Below are 26,217 nucleotides of genomic sequence, written 5' to 3' on the forward strand. Positions count from 1 at the left end.
GCACGAAAACGGGGAGCGGCGGGACAGCGCGCGAATGGCCAAGATCGTTCAGTTCGAGCAGGTCGGCCTTCGTTACGGCACGGGCGCGGAAACGCTCAGCGACATCAGTTTCGCCCTGTCGGAAGGCGCGTTCACCTTTGTCACTGGTGCGTCCGGCGCGGGCAAGACGTCGCTGCTGCGCCTGCTGTACCTGGCACAGCGGCCGACGCGCGGCGCCATCCGCCTCTTCGGAGAGGATGTCAGCGCGCTGCGCCGCGACCGGCTGCCCGGATTCCGGCGGCGCATCGGCGTGGTGTTCCAGGATTTCCGGCTGGTCCCGCACCTGTCCGCCTATGACAATATCGCCCTGCCGCTGCGCGTTGCCGGGATGCGCGAGACGGAGATCGAGGCGCCGGTACGCGAAATGCTGGCCTGGGTCGGGCTGGCCCAGCTTGACCGGGCGACGCCGGAAACCCTGTCGGGCGGCGAACAGCAGCGCGTGGCCATCGCCCGCGCGGTGATTTCGCGCCCCGAAATCCTGATCGCGGACGAACCGACGGGCAATGTCGATCCCGACATGGCGGAACGGCTGCTCTATCTGTTCGAAAGCCTGAACCAGATGGGGACCACCGTGGTCGTGGCGACGCACGACTTTCACCTGATCGGCCGGATCCCGCGGGCCGAAATGCTTCGCATCGACAAGGGGCGGCTGGTCGATCCGTCCGGCCTGTTGCGCCATCCGCCGGGGCGCGGCCTGTGAAGCGGCTCGACCTGTGGCTCCCCTCGCCCGCCGACCGACGCCTGCTGGACGAACGGCACCGCACCCGCGCGATGCTGTGGACCATGGCGATCATGCTGTTCCTGACCACGCTGGCGGCCGCCGCCGGCCTGATGCTCGCACGCGCGGGCCAGTCACTCGACCGGCAGCTGGCCGGCCGGCTGACGGTGCAGCTGATCGATGGGGATGCGGCGGCACGGGACCGGGCGGCGGCCGGCCTTGCCCGACAGCTGCGCAGCGTGCCCCAGGTCGCCGGCGTGCGGCCAGTCGAGCGCGCGGCGATGGCGCAGCTGCTTCAGCCATGGCTGGGCGATGCCGGGCTGGACCCCGATCTGCCATTGCCCGCGATGATCGATGTGGACGTGGCGGGCGGCGATGCAGCGGCGATGGCCGCGGTCGAACAGGCGGTGCGCAGGCTATCGCCCGGGGCGCAGGTGGAACGCCACGCCCGCTGGCTCGCGCCGGTGCGGTCGATGTTCCGGCTGCTCGGCTGGCTGGCGCTGGGCATCGTCGTGCTGATGGTGCTGGCAACCACGCTGGTCGTGGTGCTGGCCGTCCGGTCGGGGCTGGACACCCACCGGCTGACGATCGACGTGCTGCACCTGCTGGGGGCGATGGACAAGCAGGTCGCCCGGTTGTTCGAGGCGCGGATCGCGCTCGACACGCTGATCGGCGGGCTGATCGGTTCGGGCGCGGCGGCACTGGTGCTGATCGTCGTCCAGTGGCAGGCAGCGGCGATGGATTCCGCGATGATCGAGGGCGGGCTGCTGGGCCCGCGCGATGCGCTGGCGCTGATCGCGCTGCCCGTTGCCTTTGGCCTTGCCGCCCTGATCGCCGCGCGGATCGCGGTGATGCGCGCGCTGGAGCAGGTGCCATGATGCTCCTTCGCTGGGCCGCACGCCTGATCGCGCTGGCGTTCATCCTGTGGATCGGCGGCCTTGCATGGTTCCTCGTCTCGTTCGGACAGCCGGCAACGGACGAGCGGACCGACGCGATCGTCGTGGTCACAGGCGCCGCCGGACGGATCGACCGTGGCCTGGCGCTGATGCGCGCGGGCGAGGCGAAGCGGATGCTGATTTCGGGCGTCGACCCCGATGTCCGCCCGGTCGAACTGGCCGTTCAATATGGCGCGCCGACCACGCTGTTCCGCTGCTGCGTCGATCTGGGGCATGAGGCGGTGGATACCCGGTCCAATGCCGATGAAACCCGCGCCTGGGTCATGTCGCGCCGCTATCGGTCGGTCCGGCTGGTGACGTCCGACTGGCACATGGCCCGCGCCAGCCTGGAACTGCGCAATTCGCTTGGCCCCGATATCCGCGTGGTCGAGGATCCGGTGGCAACCAATGCACCGTTCCGGGCGCTGCTGCGCGAATATCACAAATATGTGGTGCGGCGGCTGGCGCTGTTGCTGGGCATTGGCGGCTGACCCATGATGATCTGGTTGCGCCACCGCCTGTTCCAGCTGGTGTTCGTCGCCCTGTCCGTGCCGGTCGTGCTCGCCGCACCGGTCAGCCTGATCTGGGGGGAACGCGGCCTGATCGTCTATGCCGGGCGCTGGGCGGCGATGGCGTTGGCGATCGCGCGGATCTGTGCCGGCGTCCGCATCCGGATCGAAGGGACGCGGCCCGATGGGCCGGTGCTCTATGCCATCAAGCACCAGTCGATGCTGGAAACGCTGGTCATGGCCGCGCATTTCGGTGGCCCGGCGATCATCCTGAAACGCGAACTGGCCGAAATCCCCGTCTGGGGATGGCTGGCCGTCCGCTATGGCTGCATCGTTGCCGATCGCGACGCATCGGCGCGGGCGCTGCGCCACATCATGAAGGAAGGGCGCGCCGCCGCCGCGCGCGGCCGGTCCATCGCGATTTTCCCGGAAGGGACGCGGGTGCAGCCCGGCGATCAACCGCCGCTGAAATCGGGTTTCGCCGGTTTGTACAAGCTGCTCGACCTGCCCGTCGTGCCGATCGCGGTGGACAGCGGATATGCCTGGCCTCGCACAGGCCCGCTCCGCCCAGGCACCGTGACGATGCGGATCGGCGATACCATTCCGGCCGTCCGTTCCCGCGACGCGATCGAGGTTGAGGTGCACCGGGCGATCAACGTGCTCGACCGCCCCGGAACCCTGTCCCGCTAATCGTGGACCCGCCCGAAATCGGGCCGGGCATCGTCCTGACCCTGTTCCACGATGCCGCGCCGGATATCGCGGGTGCGGCTGAACAGTTCGAACAGCTCATCGCCCTTGCCCCAGCGAATGGCGCGTTGCAGGGCCGACAGGTCCTCTGAAAAACGCTGGAGCATTTCCAGCACCGCCTCGCGATTGGCCAGGAACACGTCGCGCCACATGGTGGGGTCGCTGGCGGCGATACGGGTAAAGTCGCGGAACCCGCCGGCGGAATATTTGATCACCTCGCTGCGGGTCACCGCCTCCATGTCCGACGCCGTGCCAACGATGGTATAGGCGATCAGGTGCGGCAGGTGGCTGGTGATCGCCAGCACCCGGTCATGATGTTCGGCATCCATCGTCTCGACATCGGCGCCGATACCGCGCCAGAACGCCGCCAGCCGCTCGACCGCCGCCGGATCGGTGCCCTTCGCCGGGGTCAGAATGCACCACCGCCCCCGGAACAGGGTGGCAAATCCGGCCTCCGGGCCGCTTTGTTCGGTCCCCGCCACCGGGTGCGCAGGAATGACGATGGCGCCCGGCAATGCGTCGCCCAGCGCGGCCGCGACGCTCGCCTTGCACGATCCCACATCGCTGACGATCGCGTCGGGCGACAGGCCGGGGGCCAGCGCCCGCGCTGCATCGCCCATCGCGCCGACCGGCACGCACAGCACGATCAGGTCCGCGCCAGCCACCGCTTCGGCCGGATCGTCGATCACATCGCACAGGCCGATTGCCCGTGCCCGTTCGCGCACGCCCGCATCCCTGTCATGCCCGGTCACCCGCACGTCCGGCAGCATCGCGGCCGTCGCCCGCGCGATGGACGCGCCGATCAGGCCCAGCCCGATGATGGCGACCGAACGGACCGCGCTCATCCCGCCGTCACGATCTCGCGCAGCGCAGCGGCCACGCCGCGCGTCTCATCCTCGGTCCCGATCGAGATGCGCAGGCCATGGGGCAGCCCCTGTCCGGGCAGCCAGCGGACGATATAGCCCCGCTCCATCAGCGCGTGATAGGCGACCTCTGCCGTCACCGCGCCCTCGAACAGCACCAGGATGAAGTTGCACCAGCTTGGCACCAGGCGAAGGCCGTGATTGCCCATCGCAGCAATCTCCCCCTCCAGCCAGCTGCGCCACCGGGCATTGTGATCGCGGCTGTGCGCGACGAAATCCTGATCCTTCAGCGCGGCGATGGCGGCCATCTGGCCTGCCGTGGTCACGTTGAACGGTGCGCGGATGCGGTGCATCGCGCCGATCGCCTCGGCCGAACCATAGCCCCAGCCGATGCGTTCCGCGGCCAGGCCGTAAATCTTGGAAAAGGTCCGCGTGACGATGACATTGGGCAGCGTCCGGGCCATTTCCAGGCCCAGATCGTCCTCCTCCGCCGACAGATATTCGGCATAGGCCTGATCGATCACCAGCATGACGTCACCGGGCAGGCCTGCGTGCAGCCGGGCGATTTCCTCGCGCGGGGCAAAGGTGCCGGTCGGGTTGTTGGGATTGGCGATATAGACGATGCGGGTGCGCGGGCTGACACAGGCGAGGATCGCGTCCACATCGGTCGCATAATCCTTGTCCGGTGCGATGACGGGCGTTGCGCCCACGCGCCGGGCGGCGATTTCATAAACCGAAAAGCCGTAGCGGACGAAAATCACCTCGTCCCCCGGACCGGCATAGGCCCCGGCGACGAGGTGCAGCACCTCGTCCGACCCGGTGCCATAGATGACGCGGGCGGGATCCAGGCCATGCGCCTCGGCAATCGCCTCGCGCAACCCGGCGGCGCTGGCGTCGGGATAGCGGGCTAGGCTGGTCCGCCCCGCCTCGAACGCCACCTCCGCATGGGGCGAGCAGCCCAGCGGATTTTCGTTGGACGAAAGTTTGGCGGCAACGGTGCCGCTGTCGGTCTTGGACTTGCCCGGCACATAGGGGGCGATGTCCATGATCCACGGTTTGGGCATGGGAGCGTTCATGGCCGGGGGCCATGGCGCAGCTTGGCCGGGATGGCAAGGCACGCCGTCCTGCTTGCGCCGCGCACTAGCTGGCCCTACTTCCGCGACCGATGTCAGACGATGCACGGCCCGGCTCCAGCCCAACGGCGATCCTGCCCGGACCGCTCGTGCTCGATTCGGGTGCGCAGCTGTCACCCGTCGAAATCGCGTATCAGACCTATGGCACGCTGAACGCCGATCGTTCCAACGCCATTCTGATCTGCCATGCGCTGACCGGCGATCATCACGTTGCATCGACCCACCCTGTTACCGGCAAGCCCGGTTGGTGGACGCGGATGATCGGGCCGGGCAAGCCGATCGACCCCGCGCATCATTTCGTCATCTGCACCAATGTGCTGGGCAGCTGCATGGGCTCGTCCGGTCCGGCGACGATCAATCCGGCCACGGGCCGCCCCTGGGGCATGGGGTTTCCGGTCATCACCATCCGCGACATGGTGCGGGCACAGGCGATGCTGCTGGATCATCTGGGCATCGGCACGCTGAAGGCCGTGGTCGGCGGGTCGATGGGCGGGATGCAGGCGTTGAGCTGGGCCGCGACGTTCCCCGACCGGGTGCGCTCGGCCGTCATCATCGCATCGACCGCGCGCCATTCGGCCCAGAACATCGCGTTTCACGAGGTGGGGCGTCAGGCGATCATGGCCGATCCCAACTGGCGCGGCGGCGAATATTACGGCGAGGGCCAGCCGCCCGCCGCCGGCCTGGCCGTGGCGCGGATGGCGGCGCACATCACCTATCTTTCCGAAGCGGGGCTGACGGCAAAGTTCGGCCGCAAGCTGCAGGCGCGGGAAAGCAAGACCTTCGGCTTCGACGCGGATTTTCAGGTGGAAAGCTATCTCAGGCATCAGGGCCTGGCCTTTACCGACCGGTTCGATGCCAACAGCTATCTCTACATCACCCGCGCGCTCGATTATTTCGACCTGGCCGAAGAGCATGGCGGCCTGCTGGCCAATGCGTTCAAGGGGACGCGGACCCGGTTCTGCGTGGTCAGTTTCGATACCGACTGGCTCTATCCCACCGCCGAATCCCGCGCGATCGTCCATGCCCTGCACGCCGCCGGGGCAGAGGCCAGCTTTGTCGAACTGTCCAGCCCGTTCGGCCATGACGCATTCCTGCTGGATGCGCCGGAAATGAATCAGGTGGTGGCCGGTTTCCTGGGGAATGGCCGATGACGGCGCTGCGCCCCGACCTTGCCGTCATTGCCGACAATGTGGCGCCGGGTGCCCGCGTGCTGGATGTCGGATGCGGCGATGGACAGTTGATGGCGGCCATGCGCGATGCGCGCGGGGTGAGCGCACGCGGGCTTGAACTGGATGCCGCCAATGTCGCCGCCGCGATCGGCCGCGGCCTTTCGGTGGTGCAGGGCGATGCCGATACCGACCTTGCCGGCTATCCCGACCAGAGTTTCGATTACGCGATCCTCAGCCAGACGTTGCAGACGACGCGCCGGCCCGACCGGGTGCTGGACGAACTGCTCCGCATCGGTGCGCGCGCCTTTGTCAGCTTTCCCAATTTCGCGCATTGGCGGATGCGCCTGTTCCTGCTTCGCCATGGCCGGATGCCGGTGACGCGGGCGCTGCCCGCGCAATGGTATGATACGCCCAACATCCATCACCTGTCCGTCGACGATTTCCGCGCCTTTCTGGACGAGCGGCAGATCGCGGTCGAGGGTGCCTGGTATCTGACCGACGGTCAGCTGCGTTCGCCCTGGGCGGCGAACTGGACGGCGCAGCACGCGGTGTTCCTGCTGCGGCGTTAGGCCCCGGCCAGCCAGGCGGTCATCAGCGTGTGCGCGATGGCATAGGGCGGCGCGGGAATGAACGCGGCATCCGCCGCTCCCGCCAGCGCGGCGGAAACCTCGTCCCGCGTGAACCAGCGCGCCTGTTCCAGCTCGTTGGCGTCGATCGTGATTGCCTCGTCCAGCGCCTTGCCAATGCACGCGATCATCAGCGATGACGGGAATGGCCAGGGTTGGCTGGCGATATAGCGGACCGGGCCGATGCTGATACCCGCTTCCTCCATCGTCTCGCGCCGCACCGCTTCCTCGATCGTCTCGCCCACCTCGACAAATCCGGCCAGCGCAGACCACCGGCCCGGCGGCCAGCTGGGCTGGCGGCCAAGCAGCACCCGGTCGCCGCGTTCGGCCAGCATGATGACGACGGGATCGGTGCGCGGATAATGTTCCGCCCCGCAACCGGAACAGGCGCGCATCCATCCCGCCCGCGCCATGTCGGTCGCCTGCCCGCAATTGGCGCAGAACCCGTGCCGCCGGTGCCAGTCGGTCAGGCTGCGGGCGACGGCATAGACCGCCGCCTCCTCATGCCGCATTTCGCCCAGCAACGCCGTCAGCGTCGGCGACCGGCCGAACGCTGCCGGATCGTCGGCACGCACGGCCGCAAAATGCGCGATGCCGTCATTGATCCCCAGCAGCAGCGGCCGCGCATCCGCCGCCAGCGCGGCAATCCCGTCCCAGACCAGCCGCCCCGCGCCGTCCAGTTCCGGCTCCAGCGCCGTCAGCCGCAACAGGCGCGATGCGGGATCGGCCAGCATCGCGGCCACCCGGTCCGGCTGCTGGCGCAGGGCATCGGCGCGGTCCAGCCAGCCGCCGCTAAATCCGGGCTGCGGAATCACCTGGCGGCAATGTCGGCGTAAACGGCCTTGGTCGCTTCATCGCGCAGCGGCCATTTGTCGCTGGGGAAATAATTGACCATGATCGTCCCGCGCACCCCGTTTTTCGGATCGACCCAGGCGACGGTGCCCGCCGCCCCGCCCCAGCCATAGGTGCCCGCGCCCGCACCGCCCGCCTTGTCAGCCAGATAGACGCTGCCGCCTGCGCCATACCCCATGGTCGCCGCCGCGCGGTCGCCCCCGGTATTGGCCGCTGCCCGTTCGTAATCGACGCCCGGCGGCAACAGGTTGGACATCGCCAGTTCCGCCGTCTCGCGCTTCATCACGCGGGCACCGTCCAGCTCGCCCTTGTTCTGCAGCATATGCAGGAACCGGTCATAATCGCGCGCCGACATGACCAGGCCCGCGCCGCCATAGGGAAATTCCGGCGCGCGGGTCCACAGCGATCCGATGCCCGGATCGACCGGAATCCGGTTTTCACCCACAAAGGTATAGTTGGTGGCCAGCCGCGTCGCCGCGCTTTCCGGGACGGTCCAATAGCTTGACGTCATCTTCAGCGGATCGAACAGTCGCGTCTGGACGAACCGGTCGAACGGCATCCCGCTCGCCTTTTCGATCACCGCGCCCAGCACATCCAGGCTGATGGAATAGCTCCACACCGTGCCCGGTTCGGCGATCAGCGGCGCGCTGGCGACGCGGCGGGCGAATTCCTGAAGGCTGTCGGGCCGGGCGGCCGCCATCTGCGCTTCCATCTGCACATTGACCGCCGCAGGCAGCAGGCCCAGCCGGTTATATTCATTCAGCAACGGGCCGGTGGTGACGATCGAATAACCAAGCCCGGCGGTGTGGGTCAGCAGGTGGCGTACGGTGATCGGCGTCTTTGTCGGCCGGCTGTCCAGGCTTTTGGCCGGATCGGTCAGCACCTTCATCTGCGCGAATTCGGGCAGCACCTCGGCAATCGGCTGATCCAGGCGCAGCTTGCCTTCCTCGATCAGGATCATCGCCGCCATCGCCGTCACCGGCTTGGTCATGGAATAGACGCGCCACAGGCTGTCGGGCGTTGCCACCGGCGCATTGGGATCGTCGGCAAGCTTGCCCGCGCTGATGAACGTCGTCGGCGCATCGCCGACACCGATCGCCATGGCGATGCCCGGCGTCTTGTTTTCCGCGACATACCGGCGCGCCAGGGCGTCCAGACCGGACAGGTCAACCGATGCCCGGGCGGGTGCGACGGGAGGCGCGGCCGGTTCCGACATCACCGGGGCACAGGCAATGCTGCTCAGCGCCAGCATCAGGATCAACCGCTTCATCATCCGTTCCTTCGCAATCCGGCGACCTTGGCGAACAGCGTCGGCAGCCCTGCCCGGTCCAGCTGATCCACCGGCCACCAATGGCCATTGCTGTGGATGTGCATCGGCAATGTGACGGTCGCAAGGCGGCAATGCAGTTCGAAATGCGTAAACACATGGCGCACCGTGCCATCGGCCCAGCGCCAGTCCCCCGGCACCGGCGCATCGGCAAGGTCCGGCGGCGCATCCGCCCATGGCCCGGTGGGCAACGCCAGCATCCCGCCCAGCAACCCGCGATCCGGCCGCCGCTCCAGCAGGACGTGGCCATCGCGTTCCACCCAGAACATGGTCGCATGGCGAACCGGCTTTGCCTTGCGCGGCGCCTTGACCGGATACTCCGTCGGATTGCCGGCCATGGCCGCGCGGCAGCCATCGCGGAGCGGACAGATCAGGCATTGGGGATTGCGCGGCGTACAGACGGTCGCGCCCAGGTCCATCATCGCCTGCGCGAAATCGCCCGGGCGGTCGTCCGGCGTGATCGTATCGGTCTGCGCACGGATCAGCGGCCTTGCCCCCGGCAGCGGCTGGCGGATGGCGAACAGCCGCGCGACCACCCGCTCGACATTGCCGTCCACCACCACCGCGCGCCGGCCGAACGCGATGGCGGCAATGGCAGCGGCGGTATAGGCACCGATTCCGGGCAGGATCAGCAGCGCAGCCTCCGTCTCGGGCAACCGCCCGCCATGCTCCTGCGCCACCGCGCGGGCACAGGCGATCAGGTTGCGCGCGCGGGAATAATAGCCCAGCCCCGCCCATGCCGCCATGACGTCACCCTCGTCCGCCGCAGCCAGTGCGGCAAAGCCGGGCCAGCGCGTGGTGAAGGCGTGAAAATAGGGGATGACCGTGGCGACCTGCGTCTGTTGCAGCATCACCTCGGACAGCCAGACGCGATAGGGGTCCATGGCCGGCGCGCCCGGCGGCGCACGCCAGGGCAGGGTGCGCGCGCTGCGATCGTACCAGCCCAGCAGGGCGGGCGCGATGGCTATGGGGTCTGACGGACTGGCGGGCACGGCCGCCCTATGGCATGAAAGTGGCCATGGCCAAATCCCGACAACCTGCACCGACTCATGATCTGCCGCGCCAGCGCGTCGGCGGCACGCGGTCGGTCGCCGATCTGCTGCCCGATGTCGGCCGGGCGGCATTTCGCCGGTTCGGTTTCGTGCAAAGCGCGATCGTCACGCGCTGGCCCGAAATCGTCGGCGAACGCTATGCCCGCGTGTCGCAGCCCGAATCGCTCCGCTTTCCGCACGGACAGCGGGACAATGGCGTGCTGACGCTGCAGGTATCGCCTGCCTATGGCACGATGATGCAGCACATCTCGCCAGAGATCATGGACCGGGTGAACCGGTTCTTCGGCTATGCCGCCGTCGCCCGGATCGTGTTCCGGCAGGCCGCGCCGCCCCGCCGCGCACCCACCCCGCCCCGCCCGGCGCCGCCACCCAATCCGGTGCAGGTGGGGGAGAATGTCCGCGCCGTTGCCGATCCCGAATTGCTCCGGGTGCTGGAGGCGCTGGCCGCCGGGATCGAGGATAGCCCGCCCCTGCCGCTGCCGATTGCCAAGATCAGTTGATCCCGCGCGCGGAACCGGCCAGAACGCCCGAAATATCTTGTCAGGAGACCGTCGTTGACGATGCGTAAGCTCATCCTCGCCCTGCCTCTGGTTCTGGTCGCCTGTGGCGGCGGTGCAGAGGGCAATGTCGTTGCCGAAGGCCCGGTGGAGGCAGCGCCCCCGCCCGCGGGCCAGAACTGGACGACGACGGTCGCCCGCACGCCGGAGGGCGGCGTTCGCCTGGGCAACCCCAATGCGCCGCTCAAGCTGGTGGAATATGGATCGCGCACCTGCCCGACCTGCGCCCGCTTTGCGATCGAGGGGATGGAACCGCTCAAGGCCAACTATATCTCGACCGGCAAGGTCAGCTTTGAATTCCGGGAATTTCCGGTGCACGGCGTCGTCGATCTGGCGCCGATCCTGCTGGGCAACTGCGTGCCCGACACCGCGTTCTTCCCGGTGCTCGATCAGATGATGGCCAACCAGTCGGCCTTCATCGCCAAGCAGTCGTCGATTTCCGAACAGCGCGCCCAGGCGTTGCAGAACGATCCCAATGCGCTTGCCGCCTATATCGGCGAAACGATGGGCTATCTGGATTTCATCAAGCAGCGCGGCGTGCCGGAGGCAAAGGCCAAGGCGTGTCTGGCCGACAAGGCGGCGATCGAGCGGCTGACCAAGCAGACCCAGGCCGCGACGACCGAGTTCAAGGTGAACGGCACGCCGGCCTTCCTGCTGAACGGCCGTTCCATCGACGCTTCGGCATGGAGCCAGGTCGAAGCCGCGCTAAAGGCCGCCGGCGCCTGATGACCGGCGGCGCAGCCTGAAGCGGGAGGGCCGCAACCACCCGTGCAGATCAAGCGGCTGCGCCTTACCGGCTTCAAGAGCTTCGTCGATCCCGCCGATCTCAGGATCGAACCGGGGCTGACCGGGATCGTCGGCCCCAACGGGTGCGGCAAATCCAACCTGCTTGAGGCGCTGCGCTGGACCATGGGGGAAAACAGCCCCCGGTCCATGCGCGGTTCGGGGATGGAGGATGTGATCTTCGCGGGCACGGCATCGCGCCCTGCCCGCGAATTTGCCGAAGTCTCGCTGGTCGCCGATCTGGACGGCGGCGAGGAGATGGAGGTGGTGCGCCGCATCGAACGCGGTGCCGGATCCGCCTATCGGATCAATGGCCGCGACGTCCGGGCAAAGGATGTCGCGCTGCTCTTTGCCGATTCGGCGACGGGCGCGCATTCCCCCGCACTGGTCAGCCAGAACCGCATCGGTGCGATCATCGCCGCAAAACCGGCCGAACGTCGCCAGATGCTGGAGGAAGCGGCCGGCATCGCCGGGCTGCATGTGCGGCGCAGGGACGCCGAACAGAAACTGCGCGCGACCGAGGCGAACCTGACCCGGCTTGGCGAACTGATCGCCGATCAGGAGGGGCGGATCGCACAGCTGCGTCGTCAGGCGCGACAGGCGGAGAAATATCGCACCCTCTCCGATCAGATCCGCGTGGCAGAGGCGCGGATGATCTATGCCCGGTGGCGCGATGCCGCCGCCGCTGCCGATACGGCGCGGGCCGAGGCAAAGGCCGCCGAGTCGCTGGTCGCCGATCGGATGGCCGCGCTGGATGCCGCCGCCGCCCACGCCCGCGCCGCCACCGATGCACTGGCAACGACCCGCGCCAATGCCCTTGCCGCGCACGACCGGGCGGCGGAAACCCGCCACCGGCTGGAAACGCTCCGCTCCGAACAGGGCAGCGCCGCACGGCGGCTTGCCGAAATCCGGGCCGCGGAAGAACGGCTGGCCGCTGACCGCGCGCGGGAAGGCGCGCTGGCCAGCGATGCGGCAGAGGCGATTGCCCGGCTGACCGGCGAGGTCAAGGCGCTGGAGCAACAGGTGCGCGAGGCTTCGGCCCGGCTGCCCGCGATGGACAGCACCCTGGCCGAGGCAGAGCGGACCGCCCGCGATGCCGAAGTCGCGCTGGCCCAAATCCTGGCGGCACAGGCCAGCGAGGCTGCGGATATCCGGGTTGCCCGCGCCGCGCTGGCCGCCGCCGGACAGCGGCTAGAACGGGCCGAGCGCGATGTCGCCCGCGCCACTGCAGAGCTTTCCGCACTGGGCGATGCCGCCCCGCTTGAGGCCGAACGGACCAGCGCAGCGCAGCGGCGCGAAGCGGCGGCGAACCGCATCGATGCGGCCCGGACTCAGCTGGCCAATGCAGAGGCGGAGGAACGCGCCGTCCATGCCGCGCGGGAACAGGCACAGGGCGTGCGCGCCCATGCCCATGCCGACCTGTCGATGCTGGACGGAGAAGCGGCGGCGCTGCGCAAGGCGACGGCGGCGGCTGCGAACGACCGGCTGCTCGACCGGCTGACCGTTGCGGACGGGTTCGAACGCGCGCTGGCAGCGGCGATGGGCGATGATCTTGAGGCAGGGCTGGATCCTGCGGCAGACCGGCACTGGGCGGGGGCCAACCCCCTGCCCGGCGATCCGTCCCCGCCCGCCGGGGCGACCCCGCTTGCCCGGCATGTCGATGCGCCCGCTGCGCTTGCCCGGCGGCTGGCACAGGTGCTGGTGGTGGACGAGGATGCGGGTCAGCCGCTGGCCGTGGGTCAGCGGCTGGTCACGCTGGCCGGGGCCGTGCGGCGCTGGGATGGCTATGTCACGCGCGGCGGCGGCGCTGCGGCGGCAGAACGGCTGATCCGGGTCAACCGGCTGCGCGCGATCGAGGCGCAGCGGCCGGCGGCAGAGGCGGCGCTGACCGCTGCCGATGCCGCGCTGGCGGCGATCGATCAACGGCTTGGCGCGTGTCGCACGGCCATCGCATTGGCGCGGCGCGACATGGAATCGGGGGAAATCGAACTGCGCGACGCCACCCGGACAGAAGACCGGCTGAGCGCGCAGATCGAGCGGCTGGCGGCCCAGCGCGCCGACCTTGCCGCCCGGCAACAACGGGTGGCGGCCGAGCATGGCGATGCCCTTGCCGAGCGTGATCGCGCTGCCGCTGCGCTGGACGCCCTGCCCGATGGCAGCGCCACGGTCGCTCAGGTGGCGCTGCTGTCGGGTGAGGCCGAGGCACGCCGCGCCGACGTGGCCCTGCGGCGCGCAGAACGCGCCACGCTGGATCAGGCGATGGCCAGCGACCGGCAGCGGATTGCCGCCGCCAGTGCCGAGCGACAGGGCTGGAACGCCCGTGCAGGCGAAGCGGCGCGCCGCATCACCGATATGGATGCGCGTGCGGCGGCGCTGGCCGACGAACGGACCGCGATTGCGGACCGGCCCGATGCCCTGACGGCAGAGATCGACGCGCTTGCCGACGCCTATCTGGGGATCGAATCGGCCGCCGTTCACGCCCGTCAGCATGAACGCGACGCCGAACAGGCGCTGGCCGCCATGGAACAGGCCAGCCGGATCGCTGCCGAGGCGCTGGCCGAGGCGCGCGAGGCCCGTGCTGGTGCCGCCGCCCGTGCCGAAAATCAGGAACTGCGCCGGGTCGAAATGGGCCGGTTGTCGGGCGAGCGGTTCGAATGTCCCCCGCCGCTGCTGCCCGAACGCGTGGGCTTCGATGGCGCAGCGGTGCGCGATCCGGCCAGCGAATCGGCTGCGCATGAACGGCTGATGCTGGACCGGGAACGCATCGGGCCGGTCAATCTGGTCGCCGAAAGCGAACTGGCCGAACTGGAAGGCGCGCGTGAGACGAGCGCGGCGGAAGCTGCGGAACTTGCCGAGGCGGTGGCCAGGCTGCGCGGCAGCATCGGCACGCTGAACCGGGAGGGGCGCCAGCGGCTGACCGCTGCGTTCGAGGCGGTGGACCGACATTTCCGGCGGCTGTTCACCACCTTGTTCGATGGCGGCCAGGCGCATCTGGAACTGATCGATTCGGATGATCCGCTGGAGGCGGGGCTGGAAATCATGGCTCAGCCGCCGGGCAAGAAACTGCAATCGCTGACCCTGTTGTCGGGCGGCGAACAGGCGCTGACCGCCGTTGCGCTGATCTTTGCGCTGTTCCTGACCAATCCCGCGCCAATCTGCGTGCTGGACGAAGTGGATGCGCCGCTGGACGATGCCAATATCGACCGGTTCTGCGACCTGCTGGATGCGATGACGCGCGAAACCCGCACCCGCTACCTGATCGTCACGCACAACGCCGCGACGATGAGCCGGATGCACCGCCTGTTCGGCGTCACGATGGTGGAACGCGGCGTCAGCCGGCTGGTCAGCGTCGATCTGGGCGGGGCCAGCGATCTGATGGCGGCGGAATAGCGATGGACGGCGCGCCCCGCATCGCGTTCCTGCTGTTTCCCGGCATGACACAGCTTGACCTGACCGGGCCGGCTCAGGTGCTGTCGCGGCTGGGCACCGGGCCGTTGCACTATGTCGCGCGAACGCTGGATCCGGTGCCGACCGACAGCGGCTTTGCCATCCTGCCAACCGCGCGCATGAGCGACGTGACCGGGGCCGATATCCTGATGGTGCCCGGCGGTATGGCGGTGGAGGACGTGATCGACGATCCTGAAAGCCTCGCTTGGGTGCGACAGGTCGGCGAACAGGCGCAATGGGTCACTAGTGTCTGCACCGGCGCCCTGATCCTTGGTGCCGCGGGGCTGCTGCGCGGCTATCGCGCGACCACGCACTGGATGTGGCACCATCACCTTGCCCGTTTCGGCGCAGAACCGGTCCACGCGCGCACCGTGATCGACCGCAATCGGGCGACCGGCGGCGGCGTGACGGCGGGGATCGACTTTGCCCTGGCGCTGACCGCCGCGATCCGGGGAGAGGACCACGCACGGCTGATTCAGCTGGCACTGGAATATGATCCCGCCCCGCCCTTTGACAGCGGGTCGCCCGATCGCGCGATGGCTGAAACGATTGCCGATTATCGCGCACGGGCCGACCGCCTGGCCCCGGATCGGGAGGCGCGGTTGATGGCGGCGGCGAAGCGGCTGGGCTTCTAGCGCGCGGTTCAGGCCGCGGCGAGTTCCTTGGCGGTGGCGTCGGCCAGGCTGGTGCCATCCAGGATGCGGGCGGTTTCGTCCCGAACGCGCGCCATGGCGATGCGGATGGCACAGGTCGCTTCGTCCGCACAATCCTTGCACGGGCGATAGGCGGTGCGGCTGACACAGGGGACCAGCGCCAGCGGCCCTTCGATCACGCGGATCACCTCGCCCAGCGAAATCAGGTGCGCCGGACGCGACAGATGATAGCCGCCCGCCTTGCCGCGCATCGAATGGATGAACCCCGCCTCGCGCAGGTCAGCCAGGATCAGCTCAAGGAACTTGCGCGGTACATTGGCATTGGCAGCGATCCGGTTCATTGGCGTCGGCGCGCCATCGACCGGCTGAGTCGCCAGGAACAGCATTGCGCGCAGGGCATAGCGGGAACGCTGGGTGAGCATGACTGTCCTATAACGCCCGCATTGTGGCGGGGAAATGGCGAATTCCGATCGGACTTGGCATTATTCGGCGCGCTGCCTATATCGGTTGTGCCGGGTTCGCCCGGCTATGGCGATAAACTGCGGCGTATCAAGTAGGCGCAGCGGACCCGGGGGCAGTACCCGGCGGCTCCACCACCCGAGCTGAGGCGCTCGGCGCCACGCTTCATGCGTGGCGGCAAGCCCTCAGCTTGATTGACGGGGCCGAACTAGGATCGACGTGTGTTGAAAGGCGCAGCTTTCGCTCGGAATGGGACCACCGCGACGGCCCATTTTACAAGTGCCAACGATAACGAGGCGCTCGCGATTGCGGCCTAACCCAAGTCCTCACGGACTAGGTTAGTCAGACAAAAGCGCGGTTCGGGCCACACCGGGCAACAGAAGTGGACACCAGCGGCCGCCAGGGGGCCGGGCAACAGAACCCCTGGCACCTTTCCCACGAACCCGTCAGGCGGTCGTCAGACCGATCAGATCGCGCACCGCGCCATAATCCTGGGCAATATGCTGCACGCCCAGCGCGCGCAGACGGTCGGCATGACCGTTCACGCAGTGATTGGCGGCCGTCACCCCGATCACCGTCGCCCCGGTTTTCAGTGCGCCAGTGACGCCCACCGGCGAATCTTCCAGAATGACCGCGCGCGCGATGTCCAGCCCGATGGCCTGTGCGGCGTACAGATACAGGTCCGGCTCCGGCTTGCCCCGGCCGGGCGGCACATCTTCTTTCCCGCTGAAAATCCGGCCGTCAAACCGGTCGAGCAGGCCATTATGGTCGAGGTGCCGGCGGATCCACGCATGGCTGGACGACGATGCGATGGCGATCGGCAGATCGGCGGGCAGCGACCGGATAAACGCAATCGCGCCGTTGACCGGCCCCACCCCCTCGCGCATCGCACGGGCATCCTCCGCCGCGCGCTCGGCATAGAAATCCTCGGGCAGCGGGCGGCCGATCCATCCCTCGATCGCGCCGATGAACTGACGCCCCGACAGGCCCATGAAATGCGTCATCGCGTGTTCGACGCTGGTCGCATGGCCGATCCGCGACAGATAATCGGCGATATGGGCGTTGCCTTCATATTCGCTTTCGATGACGACGCCGTCGAAATCGAACAGGATACCTTCAAAGCGCATCATCTTCCTCGCGTCGCAATTGTCCCAGTCTGCCGCCGCACTGACGGCAGCGGATCCGCATGCGCGGGGTTGCGGTCGCGCCATAGCGGATGCCGCCTGCATCCCACACCGATCGACCGTGGCCGCACGCGACACACCGCATGATCCACTGCCGGGATTCGCGCTCTAGCCCGCGCATCCATGCCTTGGGCAACACCAGCCCGAACAGGCGCTGGATCATGCTCATCCCCGCGCTCCGAACAGGGCGCTGCCGACCCGAACATGGGTTGCGCCAATCGTGACGGCGGTCGGATAATCCCCCGACATCCCCATGCTGAGGCCGGTCAGGCCATGATCGCGCGCCAGTTTGGCCAGCAGCGCGAAATAGGGGGCGGGATCCACCTCCAGCGGCGGCACCGCCATCAGCCCGGCGACGGGCAAGTCCGCATCGCGCGCCCCGGCCAGCAGCGCGGGCAGTTCCGCCACCGCACATCCGCCCTTTTGCGGCTCGTCCCCAATATTCACCTGGATAAAACAATCCGGCCGCCGCCCGGTGCGATCCATTGCCTTCCCCAGGGCACTGACCAGCGACGGGCGGTCCACCGAATGAATGGCATCGAACAGGCGGACGGCATCCTCCGCCTTGTTCGATTGCAACTGTCCGACCAGATGCAGCGTCAGGTCCGGCGTCGCCTCGATCAGCGCGGGCCATTTGCCCTGCGCCTCCTGCACCCGATTTTCGCCGAATACTTGCTGGCCGGCATCGATCAGCGGGCGGATCGCATCGGCCTCATGCGTCTTGCTGATAGCGATCAGCGTCACCGCATCGGCCTTTCGCCCCGCCAGCCGGGCGGCGCGATCAATCTGCTGGTGCACATCGGCCAGCCGCGTCTTGGGATCGAGTTCGGACATGGCCCGCGCTATAGGCAGGGCAATGCCCCGCCGCCACCCCTCCCTGCTGCCGCGAACATGGCTGATGACCGACGAGCGGCTGGGCGATCGATTGCTGGATATCGTCCGACGCCTGCCCCCCGGCACTGGCATCGTCCTGCGCCATTATGCCACCCCGACGGCAGAGCGGCGGCGGCTGTTCAACCGGGTGTTGCGGATTACACGGTCGCGGCACCTGCTCGTGCTGCGTGCCGGCCCGCTGCGGCTGGCCGCTCGGGAGGCGGGCGTGCATGGCCGCCATGCAGTGCGCGGCCGCCCGGCGATCCGAACCATGCCCGTCCATGACCCGGCGGAACTTCGCCTGGCCCGGCGGGCGCGGGCGGACCTCGTGTTTCTCTCGCCGGTCTTTGCCACCCGGTCCCATCCGGGCGCGCCCCCGCTGGATCGGTCGCGGCTACGGCGGCTGGTGATCGGCGCACCGGCCCCGGTCATCCTGCTGGGCGGCATGAATGTGCGGCGGGTGCGCGGCCTCAACTGGCGCGGCATTTACGGCTGGGCGGGAATAGAAGCGTTTTCCGGCGGCATGGCACGCCGCTGAGCGGACCAGCCCTCAGCGATCAGAAGCGGAAGGCAGTGCCCACATAAACCGCCTGGCTGTCGCGGCGATTGTCCTGAATCTGGGGCAGGCGATCCCGCTCCGCCTTGTACCGCACGCCCGCCGTCACATCGAGGTTGCGGGTCAGCGAATAGGAACTGGTCAGGTCGACCGAATAGCTGGGCAGATCGGTGACCGCGACCGGCACGTCGGTCAGCGGGCGGCTGGTGCCGGCATTCACAGCAGCGCTGGCGCGCTTGCCGCGATAGCCAAGGCCCAGGTCGACGCGTTCCTGGCTGCCCGGCGCACCGGCCAGGTCGACGCGAGTCATCGCACCGGAAACGGCAAACCGCTTCCAGCCGACCGAAACGCCCAGGTCATAGGCGATCGGGGCAAGCGCAACGCCCGACGGGGCGGCAGCGGCCGTCCGGTCGGACAGGACCGGCATCCGGCTGGAACGGGCGCGGACCGCAACCGTCACCGGCTTGCGCCGATCGACCGAATCACTGGCGGGCGTGAAGCGGAACCCGGTTGCGCTCATCCCCGTGCGCGCGATCAGCGCCGCGAGTCGCGGGTCGGCGGTCGCCGGCGTAAAGCTGCCCAGCGGGGTCGCAACGGTGTTGGTAAAGCGGACGGGCGCACGGTCGATCGCGGTTTCACGGGCGCTGATCGCAGGCGCGACGATAGTGCCGAGCAAAAGCGCGACTATTCCCGTCCCGGCCATGATCCGACCCAATGTCATCGGTTCGTCCTTCCCGTTGAAAGCGCTACCACGAACGACGGTGCAAGTTCCACTGCCAGAGTCGCTTTCCCGCCAACCTGTTGCGCGTTATCCACAGAGGGGCGATGAATGGCGCCCGGCTTGCGGCTTGTGCGTCAGCATCTATAGAAGCCGGTGGCGCGCGTCTTCGCAGTGCCGCCCGTTTGTTCAAGGGAAATGCCGATGATCCGCCTGTCGCGTCTGTTGATCCTGGCTCCTGCCGTGCTGGCGCTTGCCGCCTGTGGCGGTCGGGACCGTCCCAAGGCCGATCTGGCCGCGTCTCAGGTGACGACCATCGGCGTCAACAGCTATCTGTGGCGGGCCAGCCTGGACACGCTGGGCTTCATGCCGCTGCTGCAGACCGATTCGAACGGCGGCGTCATCGTCACCGACTGGTATGTGAACCCCAACACCCCGACCGAGCGGAGCAAGGTCACGGTATCGATCCTGGATCGCGATCTGCGCGCCGATGCGCTGCGCATTGCCGCCCAGCGTCAGGTGAACCGCGCCGGCCAGTGGGTCGATGCCCCGGTTCAGGCCGCCACGGTCCAGAAGCTTGAGGACATCATCCTCACTCGCGCGCGCGATCTGCGCCGCGCCGCCGTCGTCAATTAAAGGTCAGGCACACCCCCTCATGGCGTCACGCTTCAACGCGCTGAAAGCGGACGCGCACTGGCAATCGGTCTGGGACGAGCGCCAGACCTTTGCCGCGCGCGACGATTCCCCCAAACCCAAAAGCTATGTGCTTGAGATGTTTCCCTATCCGTCGGGGAAAATCCATATGGGCCATGTGCGGAACTACACGATGGGCGACGTGCTCGCCCGGTTCCGCCGGATGCAGGGGATGGAGGTGCTGCACCCCATGGGCTGGGACGCGTTCGGGATGCCGGCCGAAAATGCCGCGATGGAGCGCAAGGTACATCCCGGCGCCTGGACCTATGACAACATCGCCACGATGCGGGCACAGCTGAAGCGGCTGGGCTTTGCGCTGGACTGGTCGCGCGAACTGGCGACGTGCGATCCCGCCTATTACGGGCAGGAACAGGCGCTGTTCCTTGATCTCTATGCCGCTGGCCTCGTCTATCGCAAGCAAAGCGCGGTCAACTGGGATCCGGTCGACATGACCGTGCTGGCCAATGAACAGGTGATCGACGGGCGCGGCTGGCGTTCCGGCGCGCTCGTTGAAAAGCGCAAGCTGAGCCAGTGGTTCCTCAAGATCACCGATTTTGCCGAGGATTTGCTGGCCGGGCTGGACGGGCTTGAACACTGGCCCGACAAGGTAAAGCTGATGCAGGAAAACTGGATCGGCAAATCGGTCGGCCTGCAATTCCGCTTCGCGCTGTCCGACGGCGGCTCGGTCGAGGTGTTCACCACCCGGCCGGACACGATTTTCGGATCCAGCTTCGTCGCGATCGCCGCCGATCACCCGATTGCTCAGGCGCTGGCGGCGAACGACCCGGCGGTTCAGGCGTTCATCGACCAGTGCAAGCTGGGCGGCACGACAGCGGCCGAGATCGAGACGCAAGAGAAACTGGGCCTCGACACGGGCCTGCGCGCCACCCATCCCTTTGATTCCGAATGGCAATTGCCAGTCTATATCGCCAATTTCGTGCTGATGGATTATGGCACCGGCGCGGTGTTCGGCGTGCCCGCGCATGATCAGCGCGACCTGGATTTCGCCCGCAAATACGCCCTGCCCGTCCGCCGCGTGGTCAGCGATGGCGATGCGACTGACCCGGTGTTCGAAGGCAACACCGCCTATACCGGTCCCGGCGCTCTGGTGAACTCGCGCTTCCTTGACGGCCTGTCGGTCGATGCGGCGAAGCGCACAGTGATCGACCGGGCCGAGGCGGAAGGATGGGGCAAGGGCACCACCGTATGGCGGCTGCGCGACTGGGGCGTCTCGCGCCAGCGTTACTGGGGCACGCCCATCCCGATCATCCATTGCGAAACCTGCGGCGCGGTGCCGGTGCCAAAGGAGCAGTTGCCCGTCACCCTTCCGGATGACGTCAGTTTCGATATCCCCGGCAATCCGCTGGACCGGCATCCGACCTGGCGTCATGTCGACTGCCCGTCCTGCGGCAAGCCTGCGCAGCGCGAAACCGACACGCTCGACACGTTCGTCGATTCCAGCTGGTACTTCATCCGGTTTGCCAGCCAGCCGGACGATCAGCCGTTCGACAGGGGCGTCGCGGAAAGCTGGCTGCCCGTCGCGCAATATATCGGCGGGGTGGAACACGCGATCCTGCACCTGCTCTATGCCCGGTTCTGGACGCGCGCGCTCAACCATATCGGCAAGCTGAACGTGGCGGAGCCGTTCGCCGGCCTGTTCACGCAAGGCATGGTGACGCACGAGACGTACAAGTCGGCGGATGGCCGCTGGCTGTCGCCCGACGATATTCGCGATGGCGTCGAAATCGCCTCTGGCCAGCCGGTGACGGTCGGCCGGGTCGAGAAAATGTCGAAATCCAAGAAGAACACCGTCGATCCGACCGAAATCGTCGATCAGTACGGGGCGGACGCCGTCCGCTGGTTCATGCTGTCCGATTCGCCGCCGGAACGCGATCTGGAATGGTCGGAAAACGGCATTGAGGGCGCGTGGCGGTTCATCCAGCGGCTGTGGCGCCTGTTCGATGGGCTTGAGGATGCCGCTGGCGAGGACAAGCTGCTCGACCGCAAGCTGCACCGTACCATCGCGGGCGTGGCAGAGGATGTGGAGGCGCTCGCCTTCAACAAGGCCGTCGCCAAGCTCTATGAACTGGTCAGCGCCATCGAAAAGGCCGCGCCATCGGCGTCGCGCACCGTCGCCATCCGTGCGCTTGCCCGCATCGTCGCGCCCATGGCCCCGCATATCGCAGAGGAAGCCTGGGCCGGCTGGGGCCATTCGGGCCTGATCGCGGACGCCGAATGGCCGGCGGTCGATCCCGCCCTGCTGGTCGATGACGAGGTCACCGTTGCGGTGCAGGTGAACGGCAAGCTGCGCGATACGCTGACCCTGCCAAAGGGTACTGCAAAGGATGTTGCAGAGGCAGCGGCGCTGGCGTCCGAAAAGGTTCAGCGCATCCTTGAAGGGGCGACCCCGAAAAAAGTGATTGTGGTGCCTGATCGCCTGGTCAACATCGTCGCATGATCCGCATAATCGCCCCGCTGCTGATGCTTGCCCTGACGGGAGGGTGCGGCCTTCGCCCGCTTTATGGTGGCGGGATGAACAGCCCGACCCGCACGCTGCTGTCGGGGATCGAGGTTGCACCGATTGAGGGGCAGTCCGGCTGGCTGGTCGCCAATGCCCTGCGCGACCGGATGGCCGCGACTGAGGCGGGCGGCGCCCCCGCCTATCGACTGGACGTGACGCTGGACGATCAGATCATCGGCCTGGGCGTGCGCGGCGACGACAGTGTGGCGCGCGAACGCCGCACGCTGCGCGCCCGGTATCAACTGGTCGATCTGTCGACGGGGCAGGTGGTGGTGGATGCCACGGCGGGTTCGGATGCCGGCATCGACGTGGTCGGATCGGAATATGCCACCATTGCGGCGGAGCGGACGGCGCTTGAGCGGCTGTCCGGCATCATCGCCGATCAGATGGTGGCGCGGCTGGCCCTGTTCGCCCAGCGCCAGGCCAGGGACGAGTGAAACTCACCAAGCCTGCCGAGATTGCACCCCGGCTCGACCGGCCGGACGATCAGGTCCGGCTGTTCCTGCTGCACGGCCCTGACGAGGCGGGCGCCGCCGCGCTGGTCGACCGGCTGCGCCGTGCAATGGGTGAACAGGCCGAACGGGTCGATCTGGACGGGCCGACGCTGCGCTCCAACCCCGGTCGACTGGCAGAGGAAGCCGCCTCCCTCTCTCTGTTCGGGGATCGTCGCTGGATCCGCGTGACCGGCGCGGGCGAGGAGTCGCTGGCCGCTGCCGACCAATTGCTCGGCATCGAAAAAGCCGGAAATCCTGCGGTGATGATCGCGCCTGGCGTCAAGACGTCGGGCAAGCTGGTCAAGCTTTGTCAAACGCATGGCAAGGCGATCGCCTATGGCTGTTATATCCCGGATGCGGCGGCGGCGACGCGGATTGCGGCCGATCTGGCAAAGGCAGAGGGCCTTCGCCTCGATCCGCGCGCGGCACAACGGCTCGCGGTGGCCAGTGGCGGCGACCGGTCCGTCATGGCGCGGGAGATCGAAAAGCTCGCCTTGTATCTGGACGCCAGCCCCGATCATCCGGTCGATGCCCGGCTGGACGCACTTGCCGCGATCGGCGCCGACCTTGAGGAGCATGAGGTCGGGCATCTGGTCGATGCGATGCTGGACGGCAATCTGCCGGTCCTTGGCGCGGATCTGACCCGGTTCGAGGCAGAGGGCATCAGCGGCATTGCCGTCACGCGCGCGGCCGTGCGCCGGCTGACCGACCTGGCCCAGATGCGGCAACAGGTGGATCGCGGTGCCGGCGTCAAGGACGCGGTCGAGGCAGCGCGCATCCATTTCAAGGAACAGGAAAAGGTGACGCGCCAGCTGCGCCGCTGGACCTCACCCCGCATTGCCGAAGCGATTGTCCGGCTTCAATCGGCGGAACGCGCGATGAAAAGCAGCGGCAATGTCGGCGATCTGCTTGGCGCAGAGGCGCTGATCCGGATCGCCGCGGATGGCACCCAGTTGCGCTGATCCACGCTTAACCTGTTGTAATTATTAGAATTTATCGCCCGTCAGTCGCTGGCAAACCATGTCGAGCTGATCCAGCGTCGCATAATCGATGGTCAGCGTGCCGCCACCCTGCCCGTGCACGATCCGCACCTTCAGGCCCAGCGCATCGCCCAGATGCTGCTCCAGCGCGGCAAGGTCGGCGTTCATGCCCCCCGGCTCGCCACGCGCACCGCTGCTCGCGCCGCCACCTTTCCCGTCGCCGCCGGTCTTGCCGCCCTTGACCAGCTTTTCCGTGTCGCGAACCGACAGCCCGCGCGCGATCACGTCAGCCGCCAGCGTTTCAGCATCTTCCGCCGCCAGCAGCGCACGGGCATGGCCCATGCTCAATCGTCCCTCGATCACATGGCGCTGCACCTCTGCCGGCAAGTCGAGCAGGCGGAGCAGATTGGCAACATGGCTGCGCGATTTGTGGACAATCTTTGCCAGCGCATCCTGGGTATGGCCGAACTGTTCGATCAGCTTGGCATAGGCATCCGCCTCTTCGATCGCGTTCAGGTCCTGCCGCTGGATATTCTCGACCAGCGCGATTTCCAGCGTGGCCGCATCGTCCAGATCGCGGACAATGACCGGCACTTCGTGCAGCCGTGCCCGCTGTGCAGCGCGCCAGCGGCGTTCCCCGGCGACGATCTGATAATCCTTGCCATGCGGGCGGACCACGATCGGCTGAACGATCCCGCGCGCGGCGATCGACTGGGCCAGTTCGTCCAGCGCCGATTCGTCGAAATGGCGGCGCGGCTGTTCGGGATGCGGCGACAGCGCGCTGACCGGCAGCATGCGCACACCGCCGCCAGCCCGCGGGCTGCCGGGGACTTCCGGCTTTTCCGGGGTCGGCGCCTCACCCAGCAGGGCGCCCAGTCCACGGCCCAGGCCGGTACGGGGTTTGCGGGGCGGTGCGGGCGTGGTGTCGGGATCGGTCATGCGGCCTTTGCGGGTTTGGGAAGACGGGCAATCAGTTCACGGGCCAGCGCGATATACGCCTCCGACCCGGCACAGCGATAATCATAGATCAGCGCGGGCAGCCCATGGCTCGGCGCTTCGGACAGGCGGACGTTGCGCGGGATCACCGTGTCGAACACCACCTTGCCCAGCACCTGCCGCACATCGTCCGACACCTGTTCGGTCAGGCGGTTGCGCCGGTCGTACATGGTCAGCACGACGCCCAGGATCGACAGCCCCGGATTGAACCGGGCCCGGATGCGCTCGACCGTGCTGAGCAACTGACTCAACCCCTCAAGCGCAAAGAATTCGCACTGCAACGGCACTAGCAACGCATGGGCAGCGACCATCGCGTTGATCGTCAACAGGCCAAGCGAGGGTGGGCAATCGATCAATGCCACGTCCCAGCGATCGGCACTGCGGGCAATCGCCTGATCCAGCCGATGCGTGCGCGCCTCGAAATCGATCAGCTCGATTTCCGCGCCGGACAGGTCGACCGTTGCCGGGACGATATCCAGCCGCGGCACCTTGGTCGCGACCGCTGCCTGATCCAGCGTCGCCTCTCCGATCAACAGGTCATAGGTCGAATATTCCCGCTCCGCCTTGGGCACGCCAAGGCCGGTGGAGGCATTGCCCTGCGGGTCCAGATCGATCAGCAGCACCCGCGATCCGGTCGCCGCCAATGCGGTACCGACATTGATCGCTGTCGTTGTCTTGCCCACGCCACCCTTTTGATTGGCGATGGTGATGCAGATCATCGGGGCCTGACCTTGTTGGCGATCACGATGCCGGATTGAGGATCAGTGATGCTTGGTTCCACGTGGAACACACCTTGCCATGTGCCGCGCGCGGCCGCCACCTCGGATTGCGCGCTTTGTCCCTTTGGCAGGATCCACAATGTGGATTGATCGGCATTGCCCTGCGCCCCGGCGAAAAGTTCCGGCAACCCGGCGACGGCACGCGCAGAAATGATCGCGGCGGGGCCGGTGCGCGGCGCAGTCTCGATCCGGCCCAGGACGACCTCGGCATTGTTCAGGCCAAGCGAACCGACCACCTCGTTCAGAAACTCGACCCGGCGGCGGCGCGGCTCGACCATGCGGATCGGCCCGTCACGCAGAATGGCGATGACGATTCCGGGCAGCCCGGCCCCGGTGCCGATATCGATCCACAATCCGTCGACACCCGTGGCATGGTCCAGCAGCTGCGCCGAATCGACGATATGGCGGTGCCACAACTGATCCAGCGTCGACCGCGCGATCAGGTTCTGGCGACCTGCCTCGTCGCGCACCATCTCGACGAACCGGTCGAGTGTTGTTTCACGTGAAACACCGAATCGGTGGCGCAGCCATTGCCGGGCCTGTGCTTCATCCAT

The 26,217-nt window shown here is 67.5% G+C and carries 28 protein-coding genes and 1 other RNA gene; 16 read left to right on the forward strand and 13 right to left on the reverse strand.

The genetic code is table 11. From position 1 onward, the window contains the following. The first annotated feature begins 34 nt into the window (after positions 1-34). The 4 genes from ftsE to ACNI3Q_RS05710 are packed head-to-tail and all read left to right on the forward strand — an operon-like array spanning position 35 to position 2,891. On the forward strand, positions 35-739 hold the full coding sequence (ftsE, locus tag ACNI3Q_RS05695) for a cell division ATP-binding protein FtsE (RefSeq protein ID WP_260020760.1): 705 nt from the start codon (positions 35-37) through the stop codon (positions 737-739). Continuing rightward, entirely contained in the window at positions 736-1,635 is a 900-nt protein-coding gene (locus ACNI3Q_RS05700) for a cell division protein FtsX (RefSeq protein WP_426274757.1), read from the forward strand. The genes ftsE and ACNI3Q_RS05700 overlap by 4 nt, the downstream gene beginning before the upstream one ends. Beyond that, positions 1,632-2,183 carry a YdcF family protein gene (locus ACNI3Q_RS05705; protein ID WP_426274759.1) on the forward strand — a complete coding sequence of 184 codons (552 nt, stop codon included), beginning with the start codon at positions 1,632-1,634 and terminating at the stop codon, positions 2,181-2,183. Before ACNI3Q_RS05700 ends, ACNI3Q_RS05705 begins: the two co-directional genes overlap by 4 nt. A 3-nt stretch (positions 2,184-2,186) precedes the next feature. Further along, the gene (locus tag ACNI3Q_RS05710) at positions 2,187-2,891 is read left to right on the forward strand and encodes a lysophospholipid acyltransferase family protein (RefSeq protein WP_426274760.1); all 705 of its coding nucleotides are present in this window, start codon (positions 2,187-2,189) and stop codon (positions 2,889-2,891) included. Here the strand turns inward: ACNI3Q_RS05710 and ACNI3Q_RS05715 are convergent. Next, positions 2,888-3,793 carry a prephenate/arogenate dehydrogenase family protein gene (locus ACNI3Q_RS05715; protein WP_426274762.1) on the reverse strand — a complete coding sequence of 302 codons (906 nt, stop codon included), beginning with the start codon at positions 3,791-3,793 and terminating at the stop codon, positions 2,888-2,890. The genes ACNI3Q_RS05710 and ACNI3Q_RS05715 overlap by 4 nt on opposite strands. Further along, positions 3,790-4,887 carry a histidinol-phosphate transaminase gene (gene hisC / locus ACNI3Q_RS05720; protein WP_260020770.1) on the reverse strand — a complete coding sequence of 366 codons (1,098 nt, stop codon included), beginning with the start codon at positions 4,885-4,887 and terminating at the stop codon, positions 3,790-3,792. Before hisC ends, ACNI3Q_RS05715 begins: the two co-directional genes overlap by 4 nt. A gap of 89 nt (positions 4,888-4,976) precedes the next feature. Between hisC and metX the strand changes: the two genes are divergently transcribed. After that, positions 4,977-6,095, forward strand: coding sequence for a homoserine O-acetyltransferase MetX (gene metX / locus ACNI3Q_RS05725; protein ID WP_426274764.1), 1,119 nt, complete (start codon positions 4,977-4,979; stop codon positions 6,093-6,095). Then, the gene (gene metW / locus ACNI3Q_RS05730) at positions 6,092-6,682 is read left to right on the forward strand and encodes a methionine biosynthesis protein MetW (protein ID WP_426274766.1); all 591 of its coding nucleotides are present in this window, start codon (positions 6,092-6,094) and stop codon (positions 6,680-6,682) included. Before metX ends, metW begins: the two co-directional genes overlap by 4 nt. Here metW and nudC read toward each other — a convergent pair. The 3 genes from nudC to mutY are packed head-to-tail and all read right to left on the reverse strand — an operon-like array spanning position 6,679 to position 9,910. Beyond that, positions 6,679-7,551: an NAD(+) diphosphatase gene (nudC, locus tag ACNI3Q_RS05735; protein ID WP_426275629.1), complete on the reverse strand. Its 873-nt coding sequence runs from the start codon at positions 7,549-7,551 to the stop codon at positions 6,679-6,681. The genes metW and nudC overlap by 4 nt on opposite strands. Next, positions 7,551-8,861, reverse strand: a complete 1,311-nt coding sequence (locus ACNI3Q_RS05740) for a serine hydrolase domain-containing protein (protein ID WP_426274768.1) — start codon at positions 8,859-8,861, stop codon at positions 7,551-7,553. Before ACNI3Q_RS05740 ends, nudC begins: the two co-directional genes overlap by 1 nt. Further along, the gene (gene mutY / locus ACNI3Q_RS05745) at positions 8,861-9,910 is read right to left on the reverse strand and encodes an A/G-specific adenine glycosylase (RefSeq protein WP_426274770.1); all 1,050 of its coding nucleotides are present in this window, start codon (positions 9,908-9,910) and stop codon (positions 8,861-8,863) included. Before mutY ends, ACNI3Q_RS05740 begins: the two co-directional genes overlap by 1 nt. Positions 9,911-9,936: 26 nt before the next feature. On the opposite strand from mutY, the gene ACNI3Q_RS05750 reads away from it, so the two are divergent. The 4 genes from ACNI3Q_RS05750 to ACNI3Q_RS05765 are packed head-to-tail and all read left to right on the forward strand — an operon-like array spanning position 9,937 to position 15,392. Continuing rightward, positions 9,937-10,470 (forward strand): DUF721 domain-containing protein, encoded by a 534-nt coding sequence (locus ACNI3Q_RS05750; protein WP_426274772.1) that lies wholly within the window; start codon positions 9,937-9,939, stop codon positions 10,468-10,470. Positions 10,471-10,530: 60 nt separating this feature from the next. Further along, a complete protein-coding gene (locus ACNI3Q_RS05755; protein WP_426274774.1) occupies positions 10,531-11,253 on the forward strand; it encodes a thioredoxin domain-containing protein in 723 nt (240 codons plus the stop codon). Positions 11,254-11,295: 42 nt separating this feature from the next. Further along, entirely contained in the window at positions 11,296-14,700 is a 3,405-nt protein-coding gene (locus ACNI3Q_RS05760) for a chromosome segregation SMC family protein (RefSeq protein ID WP_426274776.1), read from the forward strand. 2 nt (positions 14,701-14,702) lie between these two features. Then, positions 14,703-15,392, forward strand: a complete 690-nt coding sequence (locus ACNI3Q_RS05765; protein ID WP_426274778.1) for a DJ-1/PfpI family protein — start codon at positions 14,703-14,705, stop codon at positions 15,390-15,392. Positions 15,393-15,400: 8 nt separating this feature from the next. Here the strand turns inward: ACNI3Q_RS05765 and ACNI3Q_RS05770 are convergent, their stop codons facing one another. Then, positions 15,401-15,832, reverse strand: a complete 432-nt coding sequence (locus tag ACNI3Q_RS05770) for an RrF2 family transcriptional regulator (RefSeq protein WP_260020780.1) — start codon at positions 15,830-15,832, stop codon at positions 15,401-15,403. A 50-nt stretch (positions 15,833-15,882) separates the two neighbouring features. Here ACNI3Q_RS05770 and ssrA point away from each other — a divergent pair. Next, positions 15,883-16,260, forward strand: a transfer-messenger RNA (tmRNA) gene (ssrA, locus tag ACNI3Q_RS05775). A 55-nt stretch (positions 16,261-16,315) separates the two neighbouring features. Here the strand turns inward: ssrA and ACNI3Q_RS05780 are convergent. The 3 genes from ACNI3Q_RS05780 to ACNI3Q_RS05790 are packed head-to-tail and all read right to left on the reverse strand — an operon-like array spanning position 16,316 to position 17,887. Next, positions 16,316-16,996 carry an HAD family hydrolase gene (locus tag ACNI3Q_RS05780; protein WP_426274781.1) on the reverse strand — a complete coding sequence of 227 codons (681 nt, stop codon included), beginning with the start codon at positions 16,994-16,996 and terminating at the stop codon, positions 16,316-16,318. Then, positions 16,986-17,216 carry a hypothetical protein gene (locus tag ACNI3Q_RS05785; RefSeq protein ID WP_426274783.1) on the reverse strand — a complete coding sequence of 77 codons (231 nt, stop codon included), beginning with the start codon at positions 17,214-17,216 and terminating at the stop codon, positions 16,986-16,988. Before ACNI3Q_RS05785 ends, ACNI3Q_RS05780 begins: the two co-directional genes overlap by 11 nt. Before the next feature lie 2 nt (positions 17,217-17,218). After that, positions 17,219-17,887: a YggS family pyridoxal phosphate-dependent enzyme gene (locus ACNI3Q_RS05790; protein ID WP_426274785.1), complete on the reverse strand. Its 669-nt coding sequence runs from the start codon at positions 17,885-17,887 to the stop codon at positions 17,219-17,221. 64 nt (positions 17,888-17,951) lie between these two features. On the opposite strand from ACNI3Q_RS05790, the gene ACNI3Q_RS05795 reads away from it, so the two are divergent. Continuing rightward, complete coding sequence (locus ACNI3Q_RS05795) at positions 17,952-18,464, forward strand: thiamine phosphate synthase (RefSeq protein ID WP_426274787.1); 513 nt, start codon at positions 17,952-17,954, stop codon at positions 18,462-18,464. 19 nt (positions 18,465-18,483) lie between these two features. Here ACNI3Q_RS05795 and ACNI3Q_RS05800 read toward each other — a convergent pair whose 3' ends face one another. Continuing rightward, the gene (locus ACNI3Q_RS05800) at positions 18,484-19,203 is read right to left on the reverse strand and encodes a hypothetical protein (protein ID WP_426274789.1); all 720 of its coding nucleotides are present in this window, start codon (positions 19,201-19,203) and stop codon (positions 18,484-18,486) included. A 201-nt stretch (positions 19,204-19,404) separates the two neighbouring features. Between ACNI3Q_RS05800 and ACNI3Q_RS05805 the strand changes: the two genes are divergently transcribed. Genes ACNI3Q_RS05805 through holA form a run of 4 tightly spaced genes read left to right on the forward strand, consistent with a single transcriptional unit; the run spans position 19,405 to position 23,870 of the window. Further along, positions 19,405-19,836: a DUF3576 domain-containing protein gene (locus ACNI3Q_RS05805; protein ID WP_260020787.1), complete on the forward strand. Its 432-nt coding sequence runs from the start codon at positions 19,405-19,407 to the stop codon at positions 19,834-19,836. Positions 19,837-19,855: 19 nt separating this feature from the next. Next, positions 19,856-22,351, forward strand: coding sequence for a leucine--tRNA ligase (gene leuS / locus ACNI3Q_RS05810; RefSeq protein ID WP_426274791.1), 2,496 nt, complete (start codon positions 19,856-19,858; stop codon positions 22,349-22,351). Continuing rightward, a complete protein-coding gene (gene lptE / locus ACNI3Q_RS05815) occupies positions 22,348-22,851 on the forward strand; it encodes an LPS assembly lipoprotein LptE (RefSeq protein ID WP_426274793.1) in 504 nt (167 codons plus the stop codon). The genes leuS and lptE overlap by 4 nt, the downstream gene beginning before the upstream one ends. After that, positions 22,848-23,870 carry a DNA polymerase III subunit delta gene (holA, locus tag ACNI3Q_RS05820; protein ID WP_426274795.1) on the forward strand — a complete coding sequence of 341 codons (1,023 nt, stop codon included), beginning with the start codon at positions 22,848-22,850 and terminating at the stop codon, positions 23,868-23,870. Before lptE ends, holA begins: the two co-directional genes overlap by 4 nt. Positions 23,871-23,894: 24 nt before the next feature. On the opposite strand, the gene ACNI3Q_RS05825 is transcribed toward holA, so the two are convergent. From ACNI3Q_RS05825 to rsmG, 3 genes are read right to left on the reverse strand one after another with little or no spacing between them, the layout of a single operon-like run. Continuing rightward, positions 23,895-24,827, reverse strand: a complete 933-nt coding sequence (locus tag ACNI3Q_RS05825) for a ParB/RepB/Spo0J family partition protein (protein ID WP_426274797.1) — start codon at positions 24,825-24,827, stop codon at positions 23,895-23,897. Beyond that, a complete protein-coding gene (locus ACNI3Q_RS05830) occupies positions 24,824-25,603 on the reverse strand; it encodes a ParA family protein (protein WP_260020792.1) in 780 nt (259 codons plus the stop codon). The genes ACNI3Q_RS05825 and ACNI3Q_RS05830 overlap by 4 nt, the downstream gene beginning before the upstream one ends. Beyond that, positions 25,600-26,217 (reverse strand): 16S rRNA (guanine(527)-N(7))-methyltransferase RsmG, encoded by a 618-nt coding sequence (rsmG, locus tag ACNI3Q_RS05835; protein ID WP_426274800.1) that lies wholly within the window; start codon positions 26,215-26,217, stop codon positions 25,600-25,602. Before rsmG ends, ACNI3Q_RS05830 begins: the two co-directional genes overlap by 4 nt.

It is taken from the genome of Sphingomonas eleionomae (assembly GCF_049889035.1).
Lineage (GTDB): Bacteria > Pseudomonadota > Alphaproteobacteria > Sphingomonadales > Sphingomonadaceae > Sphingomonas.

What these genes read in the sequence shown, in the direction of transcription:
- ACNI3Q_RS05765 (WP_426274778.1), top strand. Translation starts at nt 14,703, where the DNA reads ATGGACGGCGCGCCCCGCATCGCGTTCCTGCTGTTTCCCGGCATGACA.
- ACNI3Q_RS05785 (WP_426274783.1), bottom strand. Translation starts at nt 17,216, where the DNA reads ATGATCCAGCGCCTGTTCGGGCTGGTGTTGCCCAAGGCATGGATGCGC.
- metX (WP_426274764.1), top strand. Translation starts at nt 4,977, where the DNA reads ATGTCAGACGATGCACGGCCCGGCTCCAGCCCAACGGCGATCCTGCCC.
- ACNI3Q_RS05780 (WP_426274781.1), bottom strand. Translation starts at nt 16,996, where the DNA reads ATGCGCTTTGAAGGTATCCTGTTCGATTTCGACGGCGTCGTCATCGAA.
- ftsE (WP_260020760.1), top strand. Translation starts at nt 35, where the DNA reads ATGGCCAAGATCGTTCAGTTCGAGCAGGTCGGCCTTCGTTACGGCACG.
- ACNI3Q_RS05790 (WP_426274785.1), bottom strand. Translation starts at nt 17,887, where the DNA reads ATGTCCGAACTCGATCCCAAGACGCGGCTGGCCGATGTGCACCAGCAG.
- metW (WP_426274766.1), top strand. Translation starts at nt 6,092, where the DNA reads ATGACGGCGCTGCGCCCCGACCTTGCCGTCATTGCCGACAATGTGGCG.
- ACNI3Q_RS05715 (WP_426274762.1), bottom strand. Translation starts at nt 3,793, where the DNA reads ATGAGCGCGGTCCGTTCGGTCGCCATCATCGGGCTGGGCCTGATCGGC.
- ACNI3Q_RS05710 (WP_426274760.1), top strand. Translation starts at nt 2,187, where the DNA reads ATGATGATCTGGTTGCGCCACCGCCTGTTCCAGCTGGTGTTCGTCGCC.
- ACNI3Q_RS05805 (WP_260020787.1), top strand. Translation starts at nt 19,405, where the DNA reads ATGATCCGCCTGTCGCGTCTGTTGATCCTGGCTCCTGCCGTGCTGGCG.
- ACNI3Q_RS05825 (WP_426274797.1), bottom strand. Translation starts at nt 24,827, where the DNA reads ATGACCGATCCCGACACCACGCCCGCACCGCCCCGCAAACCCCGTACC.
- rsmG (WP_426274800.1), bottom strand. Translation starts at nt 26,217, where the DNA reads ATGGATGAAGCACAGGCCCGGCAATGGCTGCGCCACCGATTCGGTGTT.
- ACNI3Q_RS05770 (WP_260020780.1), bottom strand. Translation starts at nt 15,832, where the DNA reads ATGCTCACCCAGCGTTCCCGCTATGCCCTGCGCGCAATGCTGTTCCTG.
- ACNI3Q_RS05705 (WP_426274759.1), top strand. Translation starts at nt 1,632, where the DNA reads ATGATGCTCCTTCGCTGGGCCGCACGCCTGATCGCGCTGGCGTTCATC.
- ACNI3Q_RS05795 (WP_426274787.1), top strand. Translation starts at nt 17,952, where the DNA reads ATGACCGACGAGCGGCTGGGCGATCGATTGCTGGATATCGTCCGACGC.
- hisC (WP_260020770.1), bottom strand. Translation starts at nt 4,887, where the DNA reads ATGAACGCTCCCATGCCCAAACCGTGGATCATGGACATCGCCCCCTAT.
- ACNI3Q_RS05740 (WP_426274768.1), bottom strand. Translation starts at nt 8,861, where the DNA reads ATGAAGCGGTTGATCCTGATGCTGGCGCTGAGCAGCATTGCCTGTGCC.
- lptE (WP_426274793.1), top strand. Translation starts at nt 22,348, where the DNA reads ATGATCCGCATAATCGCCCCGCTGCTGATGCTTGCCCTGACGGGAGGG.
- leuS (WP_426274791.1), top strand. Translation starts at nt 19,856, where the DNA reads ATGGCGTCACGCTTCAACGCGCTGAAAGCGGACGCGCACTGGCAATCG.
- ACNI3Q_RS05830 (WP_260020792.1), bottom strand. Translation starts at nt 25,603, where the DNA reads ATGATCTGCATCACCATCGCCAATCAAAAGGGTGGCGTGGGCAAGACA.
- ACNI3Q_RS05755 (WP_426274774.1), top strand. Translation starts at nt 10,531, where the DNA reads ATGCGTAAGCTCATCCTCGCCCTGCCTCTGGTTCTGGTCGCCTGTGGC.
- ACNI3Q_RS05750 (WP_426274772.1), top strand. Translation starts at nt 9,937, where the DNA reads ATGGCCAAATCCCGACAACCTGCACCGACTCATGATCTGCCGCGCCAG.
- ACNI3Q_RS05800 (WP_426274789.1), bottom strand. Translation starts at nt 19,203, where the DNA reads ATGACATTGGGTCGGATCATGGCCGGGACGGGAATAGTCGCGCTTTTG.